We start from the raw sequence: 12,299 nt of genomic DNA, 5'->3' as shown, positions 1-12,299 counted from the left end.
AGGGGCAGGAGCCGCCCCTGAAGTCCCTCCTCGACCAGGTGGGCTTCCCCGCGGCCGGTCTGCCCTAACGTTCGTCGCGAGTTCGTACTTCTGTCTAACGCCCGGCGGGCATTGGGCTCCGAGGATGGAGACGTCAGCAGGAGGCAGCCGGCCTCCCGCCCTCCGAGAGGACGCCTCCCATGAAGAATCTCTCCGCCCTCCTCGCCGCCGCCGCCGTCGCCTCCTCCCTCCTGGTGCAGCCCGCCGGGGCCGCCACCGCCGCGCCGTCGAACCCCCTGGTCGTCCCCGGGGCAGGCACGTCCAAGGGGCAGGAGGTCGAGTCGCTGTTCGTGCGTGACTTCTTCTGCCAGCTGCTCCCGTGCTGACGCGGGGTCGCCTGCGGCACCGCCGTTAGACTCCGGGTGTGGCGGACAGCAGACGAACGGCGGAGACCGCACGCGTCGGTGCCGGTCCGCGCGTCGTCGACTGGCTCCTCCACCCCGTCGTGCCCGGCGGAGCGCTCGTGAGAGTGGCCGTGGCGGTCCTGGCCGTCGCCTTCACCCTCGCCGATCGGACCTTCTACGAAGGCGAGACCGACCTCCTCCACGCCGCGGTCGCCGGCGGCGTCTATCTCCCGGTGCTGGCCCTCGCCCTCAGCGTGCGCGCCTCCGCACTCATCTGGGTGCTGTTGGCCGCGGCGAGCCTCGTGGTCCTGCCCGGCTCGCTCTCCCAGCTGGTGGGGGTCGCCTTCGTGGGCGTCGTGCTCAACGGTGTGCTCACCTTTGCCCTGACGGCGCGTGAATGGGGCGTGTTCTGGGCGCTGTTCTCCCTGTACGTGTGGGCGCACGGCGCCACATCGACGGGCCGCTTGTCGGCCGTCGTCGTGCTGGTGACCGCCGTGGTCCTGGCCGGGGTGCTGGGTCTGCTGCTCTCGCGGTACCGCGAACGCTGGGTGCGGGCCTCGGAACGCGTCGAGGCCCTGCAACGCGTCCAGGAGGAGGTCCGCGCCGAGGAACGCACGGCGATCGCCCACGAGCTGCACGACATCGTGGCCCACGACATCACGGCCATCGTCATGCAGGCCCGTCGCGCCCGGTTCGTGGACGACGACAAGCGCCTCGAGATCCTGGAGATGATCGGCGAGGCCGGCCAGTCCACCCTCGAGGACCTGCGGCGCATGCTGACGCTGCTGCGCCGCCCAGATGACCCGGAGGCCTCCACCCACGCCCGGGATCGGGACGCCGTGCTCGACGTCATGAGCGGCGGCGAGGACGCGGCCACCGTCTCCGCCGAGGGGCTCGTCACGACCCTGGAGAAGGTCGCCGCTGCGTTGCGCGGCGCCGGCATGGAGGTCTCCCTCCGTCTCTCCGGCGACCCGGCCGCCATCCCCACGGTGATCCGTCAGTCTCTGCGACGGATCGTCCGGGAGCTGGGCACGAACATCCTCAAGCACGGGGACCCGTCCGCACCCGTCGACCTGAGCCTCCAGGTGGGCGACGGCGAGGTGACCCTGCGTGCCCGCAACCGCGTGGGCACGGCGGACCCGGTCATGTCCTCCGGCACAGGCGTCGAGGCGCTCAAGACGCGCGTCGAGGTCTTCGAGGGGACCATCTCCATGGGGATCACCGCCGATCACGACTGGGTGACCCGTATTCGGATCCCGTTCGTCCGCTGAGTCTGGCCACCCACTAGGGTGGCTGCGCGGCGACCGGCGCATCGGCCGCCGTAGAGGAGGACCGAGATGACCGAGATCCGCTTGTTGCTGGTCGACGACGAGGGACTCACCCGCCAGACGCTGCGCGACTACATGTCCATCGACCCGGACATCGAGATCGTGGGGGAGGCCGCCGACGGCCGTGCGGCCGTCCTCCAGACCCGCGCACTGCGGCCCGACGTCGTGCTGCTGGACATGCAGATGCCCACGATGGACGGCGTCGAGGCGGCCCGCCTGATCCATGAGGAGAGCCCCGAGATCGGAATCCTCGGCCTGAGCACCTTCTCCACCGATCGCTACGTGGTGCCGCTGCTGCGCGCGGGCGCCTCCGGCTACCTCGTCAAGGACTCTCGCCCGGAGGAGATGGTGGCCGCGGTGCGTTCCGTCGCCGCCGGCGACGCCGTGCTCTCACCCCAGGTGACCCGGTTCGTGGTCAGCGGCGTCGCCGATTCGGTGCCGGCCACCCCGGTGGTGGACGAGGAGCTGATGGACGTGCTCACCGAGCGGGAGCTCGAGGTCATCGGCCTGCTGGCGAAGGGGATGAGCAACAAGGAGATCGCTGCGGCCCTGTACATCACCGAGTCCACGGTGAAGGCCCGCTTCGTCAAGGTCATGGCGAAGCTCGGGGTGCGCGACCGGGTGCAGATCCTCATCACGGCCCTGGAGCGCGGACTGATCCCGCTGCCGCGATCTCGGCGGGATTGACCCACAGGGCGTGGCCCGTCGTCGACGATTGGGCATCGGCCACCTGTACTTTTGACCGCTGACCGGCCAGGGGTCGCTCGGAAGACTGGGCGGCATGACAGCGGAGATCGGCACCCTTCTCAGCCTTGCCCCCGTCCTGACAGCGCTCGCCCTGGTCGACGCCCTCAGTCTCGGCGCCCTCGCCGTGCCGGTGTGGCTGCTGGCCGCTCCGGGTCGGCTCCGCGCCCGCCGTGTCCTGCTCTATCTCGGCACGCTCGCTGCGTTCTACGCGGCCGTGGGCGCTGTCCTGCTGCTCGCCGCCTCCGCGGTGAGCGCGACGGGCCTGGTCGACACCGAGTCCCCGGTCTTCCGGGTCGGCCTGTTCGCGGTCGGCGCCGTCCTGCTGGTGCTCAGCTTCGTGCTGGACCCCGGCGGAGACCGGGGGCGCCGGAACGCCTCACGCGCGGCCGGGAGGCTCTCCCGTTGGCGTGAACGCGCCCTCGCCATCCCGGATGCCTCCGGGACTCGCGGCTCCGGATCGTCCCTGGTGGGCCTGGCTCTCGTGGCCGGCGCCCTGGAACTGGTGACGATGGTCCCCTACCTCGGCGCTGTGGGCATCCTCAGCGGCTCGCCGCTCTCGACGCCGGTCCAGTTCGCCGTGCTCGGTGCGTACTGCCTCGTGATGGTGGCCCCGGCGCTGGCACTCGTCGTCCTGCGGATGCTGCTGCGCGATGCGATCACCCCCCTGCTCCGCAGGCTCGACCGGTGGTTCATCGCCCAGGGTGCCTCCGCCACGGCGTGGCTGATCGGCATCCTCGGCGTCGTGCTGATGGTCCACAACGTCCGCTTCCTCGGGGAGGTCTTCTCCGCCCCGCAGGCGCACTTCCCCATCCCCGGCCTCGTCTGACCTGCCCCAGCACCGCGTTTGGAGAACCTCCCATGACCCTGACCACCCCGCCCTCCACCCCCGATCTGGCCACGGGTCCCGCCGCCGCCCTGAGACTGGGATCCCTCGCCTGGCAGGGGACCCGCCTCGACGCCGTCGGGATCCAGACCGCCGTCGGCCACGTGATCGACGACCTGGCCGCGCGCGGCGTCGTCCCCGGAAGCACCGTCGTCCTGGAGTCCGATGACTCGGGCCGGACCGTCCTCGGGCTGCTCGCCCTGGCCGGCATGGACTGCTCCGTGGTGCTCACGGACCGGCTCGGCCGGGCCTTCGACGAGCCGGCCACCCGCGTCCCCGCCGAGACGGCTGTGGTGCTGCGCCAGACCGGCCCGGCCCAGGACGACCATCCGCCCACGCTGGACCTGCGCCCCGTGCTGACCGCGATCGAACGCGGCCGGCTCACCGCGCCACCGCACTCCCGTGCCGACTGGGCGGCGTGGTTCGCGAACCCCCGGGCACTCGGCGTGTTCAGTTCCGGCACCACCACCGGGGTGCCCACGCTGGTGCGGAAGACCGGCCCGGAGCTGGTCGAGAACGCCCTGGCCACGGCGCGGGCCCTGGACTACTCGGCCCAGGACGTCCTCCTTCCCCTGCTGCCCTTCTCCGGCCAGTACGGCTCCAGCGTCATCCTCATCGCCTGGGTGCTCGGCGCCGGCCTGGCCACGAGCCGCCGACACCGGGTGGGCGAGGCCCTGCGGATGGCCCAGCGCTGTGGCGTCACCGCCATGGACGCGCCTCCCCTGGTGTACCGGGCCATGGTGGAGGAGCTGCGCCGCCGCCCGGGTTCGGCCACCGCCGTGCAGGGCGTGCGACTGTTCGGCGTGGGAGGCGAGGGTGTCTCCGAGCTGCTTCTGCGGGACTTCCACGAAGAGACTGGCCGGGGCCTCGTGGATGGCTACGGCCTGACCCAGCTCGGGAACGTCGCCTTCGGCGAGCCCGCCGTACCCGGCGCCACCGCCGATCCGCTGCCCGTCCAACGCATCCTGCGGCCCCTGGACACCTTCCAGATCTCCGTCGTGGACGACGACGGCGTCCCCGTGGTCGACGGTGTCCCCGGCCGCATCCTGGTGGGACGCACCGACGGGAGGCCGATCACCGGCGAGGCCCTGTGGTTCGATACCGGGGACGTGGGCCACAGCGACGCCGGCGGCGTCGTGGTGGCCGGGCGCCAGGGCATGGCCCTGCGCAACGGCACGGTCATCCCGTTCGCGTGGATCGAGGCGACGCTGGCCCGAGCCGGCATCGAGGCCTACGTTGTGGCCGCGGCCGGGGCCACCAGCACCCGCATCTGGCTCATGGTCCACGATCCCCTGCACCGCAGCCAAGACCACTGGCGGTCCCGGATCCTGCCGCTGCTGGACGAGAGCCTGCGGCCCGACGTCGTGCAGGTGATGGGAGCCCTGCCCGTGGACGAGAGCGGCAAGGTGAGCCGCCGGCGTCTGCAGGGGCTGGCCGCCGGACTGCAGAACGGCCGGGGCCGGCTGCGGCGAGATCGGCTCAGCGCCCTGGGTCGGCTGCGCTCGACGGTGCTGGCGCACCGACAGGTGCTCATGGGGCTGATCGAGGAGATGAGCGACCTTCCCACCGCGCAGCACGACTTCCGCGCCATGCTCAACGTGCTGGACATGGCCGAGGGGGAGCTGAACCTCTACTCCACCCCGGAGAGCGTCCCGGTGGACGTGTTCATGGCCCGCAACGCGATCCTGGAGTCCATCGCCCTCTACTGCCTCGTGCCCTCGCTGTGGGCCCGCCGCATCCGGGTGCGGCCGGCCACCGGCACGGAGGCCGTGGTCGAGCGGATCGTGGAGCTGCTGCGGGACGTCTGCCCGTCCCCGCTGTCCTTCCACCGGGAGGCCCAGCAGGATTTCGTCCGGCGTGTGGCCGCCGAACCCTCGATCGTCCTGTTCACCGGGCACCGCGCGAACGCCGAGGACGTGCTCTCCCGCCTCACCGGCCGGCACGTGCTGCTGTACTTCGGCCGCGGCGTGAACCCCGTCGTCGTCTTCCCGGACGCGGACCTGGAGCGGGCCAGTCAGGAGATCGTGTACTCCAGGCTGTACAACGGCGGGCAGGACTGCCTGGCCCCGGACATCGTCCTCGTCCACGAGGACGTCGCCGACCGACTCGAGGCGCTGCTGTCCCGGGACGCCGCGGAGTACGTGGAGACCAACGGCGGCCGACTTGCTCCGCTGGCCAAGGATTCGGACCTGCTGAACGCGGTCGCCTACCTCACCGCCAACGCGAGAGGGCTGGTCAGCGGCGGTGCGATGCGCTTCGAGCATCGGACCTTTGACCCGGCCGTCGTGAGGGTCTCCGGCGAGGCCCGCCGCTGCCCGCAGGAGCACTTCTCCCCGATCCTGTCCACCGCCACCTTCGCGGACGAGGACGAGGCCCAGGCGCTGCTGCGCAGCGAGCACTATCGGGAGAACGGTTTCGGCACCGCGATCTACGGCGGCACGGAATCCTTCGCGCGGGCCATGACGCACATCGGGATCACCGCGTGGGGGCAGTCGCTCGTGACGGCCATCCCCCCGTTCGAACCCTTCGGCGGCTACGGCGTCGAGTCCGGGTTCATCCATCACGGGGGTCGCCGGATCCTCGGACCGATCAACATCACCCAGGCCGCCGTCCGCTACGGCGCGTCGCTGAAGGCAGGAGAGCAGGCATGAGTCCGCACCGCAGAGAACATCGGGCCGTCGTGACCGGCCTGGGCGCCGTGACCCCGCTGGCGCTCGGCGCCGAGCAGACATGGGAGGCCGTCCGTGCCGGCCGCAGCGGCATCCGCGCACTGCCGGACGAGTTCGCGGACCACACGGTGCGGATCGGCGGGCTCGTCGACGACGACCAGGTGGACGCCCTCGTGACCCACACCGAACGCAAGCGGCTGAGTCGCTCCTGCCTGTACGGGCTGCTCGCCGCGCGGGAGGCCGTAACCTCCGCGGGCCTGACCCCGGGGGAGCAGTGGCCGGTCGAGCTGGACCGGTTCGTGATCCTCTCCGCCACCGGCTACGGCCCCACAGAGGTGCTGCATGACGGCACGCGGACCCTGGACTCCCGGGGCCACCGGGCAGTCTCCCCCTACCTGTCCATCTTCGGCGCCACGGACGCCGTGAGCTCGTACCTCAGCGTCGAGTGGGGCACGCGGGGCGCCAACCAGGGTGTGTCGGCGGCGTGCGCCAGCGGCACCGTGGGCCTCGGGGAGGGACTGCGGCTGATCCGTCACGGGTACGCGGACGCCGTGCTGGTGGTCGGTTCCGAGAACGCCGTCACCCCCCAGGACATGGCCTCCACCGCCAACATGCGGGCCCTGGCCAGCACGTTCAACGACGATCCGCAGCGTGCATCCCGTCCGTTCGACCGGGACCGCGCGGGCTTCGTGATGGCCGCCGGCGGCGCGGCGATCCTCCTGGAATCGGAGGAGAGCGCCCGCGCTCGCGGGGCGGACGCCTCGACCGTGCTCTCCGGCTACGGGTGACCTCCGACGCGCACCACGCCACCGCCCCGCACCCGGACGGTGCCGGCGCCCGCCGGGCCATGGCCCTCGCCCTGGCCGACGCCGGCCTGGCGCCGGAGGCTGTGGACTACGTCAACGCCCACGGCACGAGCACCGAGTACAACGACCGCACGGAACTGGCCGCCCTGGACCACGTACTCGGCGAGCACGCCCGCCGCGTCCCGATCAGCTCGACGAAGTCGATGACCGGCCACATGATCGGCGCCGCCGGGGTGGTGGAGGCCATGTTCTGCGTCCAGGCGATGCGGGACGGGGTGGTCCCGCCCACCATCAACCTGGGCGACCCCGAGTTCCCGGAGTTCGACCTGGTCCCGCACCGTTCCCGCCCGGCGCAGCTCACCGCGGCCTTGTCCAACTCCTTCGGCTTCGGCGGTCACAACGCGAGCGTGATCCTGGAGCGTGCGGCATGACCACGACGACGATGCCCCGCCACGAGGTGACGAACGTGGACGTCGGCGCACCCGCCTCGTCCGACGGCGGCTGGTCGGCGGCCGTCACAGCCCTCGCCCGGGCAGGCGTCACGGACGTCTACGGGCTTCCCGACGACGACATGCGGGCCATGGCGGCCCTCGAGACGGCCGGATTGCGGCTGCACCGGACGGTGCGTCAGGCCTCGGCCATGCACATGGCCGCCGGTCATGCGGCCGTCGCCGGAGGGGTGGGGGCCTGCGTGATCGGCCGCGGCCCCGCGGTCGCGGCCGCCGTGCCGGGTCTGCTCGAGATCTGGGAGGCCGGGCGCCCGCTGGTGGTGCTCGCCGCCGGCACCGCCACTCGACTGCGGGGGACCGGGGCCTTCCAGGACGCGCCGACCCTCGAGATGGTCACACCTGTGACCAAGCGTGCGCTGCGCGTGGAGGACCCCGCAGAGGCCGGACGCGTGGTGGCCGCGGCCGTGGAGCTCGCACAGACGGCCCCGGCCGGCCCCGTCTACGTGGAGCTGCCCGACCCCGATCCGACACCGGGCACCGCCGAGCGCCCGGCCTTCCGGCGGACGGACCTGACCGGCCTGCAGGCAGCACTGCAGGAGGCCGAGCGCCCGCTGCTGCTGCTCGGCTCCGGTGCGCGGTCCTGCGCTCAGACGTCGCTGGTCGGGTTGGCCGCGGACCTGGGCGCCGGCGTCTTGGTGACCGCCTCCGGGCGGGGCTCCTTCCCCGAGGACCACCCCGCCTTCCTCGGCCTGAGCGGGCTCTACTTGATGCCCGAGGTCGCCGAGGCCGTGCGCGAGGCGGACACGGTGCTGGCCGTGGGCAGCCGTCTGGAGGAGACCGCCCTGGCGGGCATGCCCACCGGCGCGTCGACCCGGTGGCTGCAGGTGAACCTCGCCTCCGAACACCTGGTCCCTCGGCTGGCGGGCCTGGGCGTGGTGGCCGACGTCGCCGAGGTGGCGGCGCTGCGGCCGGCCAGCGGTGCCTCCGCCGCGTGGGCGGAACAGCTGTGCCAGGCGCGGGCGAAGGCCTTCGAAGCCCTGCAGCGAGAGGTGGACTCGCGCGCCGCCCAGGTGCTCCTGCACCTGACCGAGGCCCTGCCCGCAGGGTCCGTCACGGTGCATGAGAACGGTCTGCACGACATCTGGTCCTACTCCTTCCCGCACCTGCAGCTGCCGCAGGGCGGCACGTCCCTGGCCCTGTCCGAGCAGACCACGCTGGGCGGCTCCGTGGCCGCGGCCGCCGGGGCCGCCCGGGCCGGGGCACCGCTGACGGTGTGTCTCACGGGGGACACGGCCATGAGCACGCTCCTGCCGGACCTGCAGGCGGTGCTCGGCGAGCCCCTGCCGCTGCTCTACGTGGTGTTCGACGACGGCGGGATGGGCTGGCTGGACCGCGAGGCGCAGGAGGCCGGGGTCGCGCAGCGCTTCGTGACCACCCCCGCCCTGCCGCGGTGGACGGCCGGGCACGCGGTCGTCGTCGCCGACGACGTCCGACTGCTCGGCCCGGCGACGGTCATGGCCGTCGAACGGGCCCTCGCGGGGCGGCCCACCGTGATGTGGGTGCCCGTCGACGACTGGGACATCGCCCCCCAGCTGCGGACCCAGGAGGCACTGTGAACGACGTCGACGTCTTCCTGCGGCCGGGGTCGCGCTACTTCGAGCAGGCACGGTTCCTGCCCGCGGAGGAGCAGCGGTTCTGCTTCGACAGGGACCCCCTGCCCGCGGGGTGGACGCGGTCCCATCCGGGTCGCACGCCGTGGACCGTGCTCAGCGGCCCGGAACCCCTGCCCGAGGCGGGCTGGAAGGTCCATGTGGCCGCCCGCCTGGACGACGCGGACGAGACCCTCACCCTCGCCGCTCGGGTGCTGCTGGAACTCGGCATCCCCTTCAAGTACATGCCCGCCCGCAACATCCTGCACATGATGGAGCGCAAGTACGCGCCGCGGTCCAGCTCCGGGAAGTTCATCACGGCCTACCCGGGGGATGCAGAGCGGACGGACGCCCTCATCCGTGGACTCACCCCGTTGCTGGCCTACCGCCCGGCGGCGGTGCCGGTGGCGGACGTGCCGATTCCCGGCACCCCCATGGGGGCCCGGTACGGCGCCTTCCGGGAGCACTGGATCGTCGACTCCTCCGGGCTCGACGTCCTGGCGGTGCGTGACCCGAACGGGCGGCTGCGCCCGGACATCCGCAACCGGCGGATCGCCGCCCCGGACGGTGTGGCGATGCCGCAGACCGTCGTCGATGCCCTCGCCGAGCATGAGCGGACCGCCGGTGAGCGGATCCTGCCGTACACCGTCACCCGTGCCCTGCACCGGTCCAACGGTGGTGGCGTGTACGACGCGCTCACCCCGCAGGGACGGCGGGTCGTGCTCAAGGAGGGGCGCCGCCACACCGGACTCGGCCTGGACGGGCGCGACGCCGTCGCCTCCCTCGCCGACGAGTCCCGGGCCCTGCGCGCGCTGGCAGGTGTCCCTGGCGTCCCGGAACATGTGGCCGACCACGATCTCAGTGACCGCGCCTACCTCGTCATGGAGTACCGCGAGGGCGCACGGGCCACGGAGTTCCTGGCCCGGCACCACCCCGGGATGCGCGGCGACGCCGGCTCGCAGGCATGGGCGGACTACGCCGCGCGCGTGTGCCGGATCATCGCCTCGTTGCGGCAGACCGTCGGGCGGCTCCATGAACGCGGCTGGAGCTTCGGCGACCTGCACCCGGGCAACGTTCTGATCGGCGAGGACGACTCGGTCAGCCTCATCGACTTCGAGACGGCCTCGGACGACCCCGCCGCATCCGGCGACCGCTTCACCGTCGCCCCCGGTTTCCGCCTGCCCACCATGGACGCCCGAGAGGCCGACATGCGGCGGGTGGACCTCATCCACTTGTGGGCCCTGTGCCCGGACAACGCGTTCTGGGAGTTCTCCGACGACGTCCTGGCTGAGCGGGTCCACAGCGTGCGGCACCTGCTGCCCCAGGACACCGTCGCCGCGCTGACGGCGACCGCCTGCGCGGGGTTCTCCCGGCAGCGATGGGGCGCCGTCGTCACCGCCCCGCAGGGCCCCGACCGCGACCTCCTGGACAGGGCCGGCCACACCCTCGCCGACGCCGTCCGGGCCTGGATGTATGACGACGACGGCCCCTCGCCCGTCGATGCCGGGGACGTGCCGTGGTCCCTGGGCGGCGGCATGGCCGGGCTGCTGTGGGTGGCCACCCCGTGGCTTGGAGCCGACGTCGACCCCGCCCTGGACCGCCTGACCCGGGTCACGCTCAGCTCGCCGCGGGCCCGGCCCGGTCTGTTCACCGGCCGCGCCGGCGTGGCACTCGTGCTGGGTGAGCTCGGCCGGTCGGAGGAGGCTGCCGCCGTGCTCGACCGTGCCCGGGCGGACGCCTCCGGTGTGACCGCGCCGGGTCTGGAGTCCGGGTCGGCGGGCCTGGCATGGGCGGCCCTGTCTGCGGGCCGGTTCGAGGAGGCCTTCGACCTCACCGACCGGGCCCTGCGGGCGACGGAGGCGGGCCGCGCCGGACGGGGTCTGCTGGAGGGGCCGAGCGGTGTGGCGCTGATGGGTGCCCGGCTGGCCCGGCTCACCGGGGACGATCACTGGCTCGATCGAGCACGGGGCGCCCTGGGCCTGGACCTGGAGCGGCTGGTGCCTCGCGCCGACGGCACGGTTCTGCTGGACCGGGGCAACCTCAAGCACCAGCCCGATCTGGGCTACGGGTCCCTCGGAGTCGCATTGGCGGCCATGCATCTGCACCGGCTGGCACCGAGCGCGAAGCTGGCGGGCCTCGTCGCCGCCGGCGGCCGCACCTGCCTGGCAGCCCTCTGGGCGACCCAGGGCCTGTGGCGGGGCAGGACGGGGGCGCTGGCCTTCCTGGCCGAGCGCGGCCCGGACCGGACGGCGCGGGAGGAGGAGCTCCTGGTCGCCAATCTGGCCGGGCTGCGCCGGTACATCGTCCTCGCCGACGGCCGGCCCCACCTGCCCGGGCACCTGCACCTGCGCTTCTCCCACTCCCTCGGCTCCGGCCTGGCCGGTGCTGTGCGGGTCCTGGCGCGTCTGCAGGACCCGGCCCTGCCCCTGCTGCCGGGGCTGGACTCGCTGACCACGGCGACGACGTCGGCCGGCCCCCGGCTGTCGGTCGTCGCAGATACCCACGACATCACCATCGAGAACGAAGAGGAGATCGCATCATGAGCCAGGACACGCTGTATCTGCGAGAGCTGGAGGAGTCGGACATCCCCGAGATCCTCAGTTGGTTCGACGGGGAGGCCGGCCGGCTGGCCCACGGCATGCAGGGCCGCATCACGGCCGAGGCCTTGCGGCCGGACCCCGCCGCCCACCGTGGGGTGAGGGTCGGCGTGGTGCCGGACGAGGGCCTGGTCGGCGTCTTCAACTGGGTCGAGACCCCCGGCACCGGCAGCTTTTTCATCGGCATCGTGGTGCCGCCGAACCGGGTCGGCACCGGATACGGGGCCATGGTCGTGGAACTGGGGATCGGACTGCTGTTCGACCAGATGCGCGCGCATCGGGTGGAGCTACGCGCGGCCACGTACAACCGGCACGTCATGGGCATGCTCCGGGCCGGTTTCCTCACCTTGGAGGGGATTCTGCGGGACGTCGTCTTCGTGGACGGGCGCTACGAATCCGTCGTGGTGGCCAGCATGCTCGAGTCCGAATACCGCGCACTTCTGGCCAGCGGCCGCATGCTCCCCGGCGAACGGTGCGTTTCCGAGGAGGACCTCAAGCGCGCCCACCGGACGCTGTCCCATGTACTGACCTCGCCGCGCGTGTCCACCGCCTGGGCCGAGACGGCCGCCTGAGTGCGTCCGAACTGCCCCATAGATCATCTCGGATATGCACCAAAGTAGATGGTGAGGCCCCGGAAAGCGCGACATGATGAAAGTGTTCAGACGGAGAGGTCAACCTCAACGATCTGCGCAGAGAACGTCTATTAGGAGCGATGAGAAAGAAAGGAGGGGGGCATGAACATCGAGTTCATCGACGAGATCGAGGTGGTCGAGGTGGCCGGCGATCAG

The 12,299-nt window shown here is 72.3% G+C and carries 10 protein-coding genes; all 10 read left to right on the top strand.

The genetic code is table 11. The features are described from left to right. Positions 1–179 precede the first annotated feature (179 nt). Positions 180–365 carry a hypothetical protein gene (locus tag NR072_RS08910; protein ID WP_098093749.1) on the top strand — a complete coding sequence of 62 codons (186 nt, stop codon included), beginning with the start codon at positions 180–182 and terminating at the stop codon, positions 363–365. A gap of 38 nt (positions 366–403) precedes the next feature. Further along, a complete protein-coding gene (locus NR072_RS08905; protein ID WP_049147071.1) occupies positions 404–1,654 on the top strand; it encodes a sensor histidine kinase in 1,251 nt (416 codons plus the stop codon). Between the two features lie 66 nt (positions 1,655–1,720). Next, positions 1,721–2,398 (top strand): response regulator transcription factor, encoded by a 678-nt coding sequence (locus tag NR072_RS08900; RefSeq protein WP_049147073.1) that lies wholly within the window; start codon positions 1,721–1,723, stop codon positions 2,396–2,398. A 94-nt stretch (positions 2,399–2,492) separates the two neighbouring features. Then, complete coding sequence (locus NR072_RS08895; RefSeq protein WP_049147075.1) at positions 2,493–3,284, top strand: GAP family protein; 792 nt, start codon at positions 2,493–2,495, stop codon at positions 3,282–3,284. Between the two features lie 32 nt (positions 3,285–3,316). After that, complete coding sequence (locus NR072_RS08890; RefSeq protein ID WP_256836910.1) at positions 3,317–5,992, top strand: aldehyde dehydrogenase family protein; 2,676 nt, start codon at positions 3,317–3,319, stop codon at positions 5,990–5,992. After that, positions 5,989–6,798, top strand: a complete 810-nt coding sequence (locus NR072_RS08885) for a beta-ketoacyl synthase (RefSeq protein WP_256836908.1) — start codon at positions 5,989–5,991, stop codon at positions 6,796–6,798. Before NR072_RS08890 ends, NR072_RS08885 begins: the two co-directional genes overlap by 4 nt. Then, positions 6,795–7,247 (top strand): hypothetical protein, encoded by a 453-nt coding sequence (locus tag NR072_RS08880; RefSeq protein ID WP_256836907.1) that lies wholly within the window; start codon positions 6,795–6,797, stop codon positions 7,245–7,247. The genes NR072_RS08885 and NR072_RS08880 overlap by 4 nt, the downstream gene beginning before the upstream one ends. After that, a complete protein-coding gene (locus tag NR072_RS08875) occupies positions 7,244–8,881 on the top strand; it encodes a thiamine pyrophosphate-binding protein (protein ID WP_049147084.1) in 1,638 nt (545 codons plus the stop codon). Before NR072_RS08880 ends, NR072_RS08875 begins: the two co-directional genes overlap by 4 nt. Next, positions 8,878–11,457, top strand: a complete 2,580-nt coding sequence (locus NR072_RS08870; RefSeq protein ID WP_049147086.1) for a phosphotransferase — start codon at positions 8,878–8,880, stop codon at positions 11,455–11,457. The genes NR072_RS08875 and NR072_RS08870 overlap by 4 nt, the downstream gene beginning before the upstream one ends. Then, the gene (locus NR072_RS08865) at positions 11,454–12,083 is read left to right on the top strand and encodes a GNAT family N-acetyltransferase (protein WP_256836905.1); all 630 of its coding nucleotides are present in this window, start codon (positions 11,454–11,456) and stop codon (positions 12,081–12,083) included. Before NR072_RS08870 ends, NR072_RS08865 begins: the two co-directional genes overlap by 4 nt. Positions 12,084–12,299: the final 216 nt, after the last annotated feature.

Source organism: Micrococcus sp. Mcc89 (genome assembly GCF_024519795.1).
GTDB lineage: Bacteria > Actinomycetota > Actinomycetes > Actinomycetales > Micrococcaceae > Micrococcus > Micrococcus luteus.
Note: the sequence above shows the minus strand (reverse complement) of the source record. Positions and strands in the feature narration are given on the sequence as shown.

What these genes read in the sequence shown, in the direction of transcription:
- NR072_RS08885 (WP_256836908.1), top strand. Translation starts at nt 5,989, where the DNA reads ATGAGTCCGCACCGCAGAGAACATCGGGCCGTCGTGACCGGCCTGGGC.
- NR072_RS08910 (WP_098093749.1), top strand. Translation starts at nt 180, where the DNA reads ATGAAGAATCTCTCCGCCCTCCTCGCCGCCGCCGCCGTCGCCTCCTCC.
- NR072_RS08895 (WP_049147075.1), top strand. Translation starts at nt 2,493, where the DNA reads ATGACAGCGGAGATCGGCACCCTTCTCAGCCTTGCCCCCGTCCTGACA.
- NR072_RS08900 (WP_049147073.1), top strand. Translation starts at nt 1,721, where the DNA reads ATGACCGAGATCCGCTTGTTGCTGGTCGACGACGAGGGACTCACCCGC.
- NR072_RS08890 (WP_256836910.1), top strand. Translation starts at nt 3,317, where the DNA reads ATGACCCTGACCACCCCGCCCTCCACCCCCGATCTGGCCACGGGTCCC.
- NR072_RS08875 (WP_049147084.1), top strand. Translation starts at nt 7,244, where the DNA reads ATGACCACGACGACGATGCCCCGCCACGAGGTGACGAACGTGGACGTC.
- NR072_RS08865 (WP_256836905.1), top strand. Translation starts at nt 11,454, where the DNA reads ATGAGCCAGGACACGCTGTATCTGCGAGAGCTGGAGGAGTCGGACATC.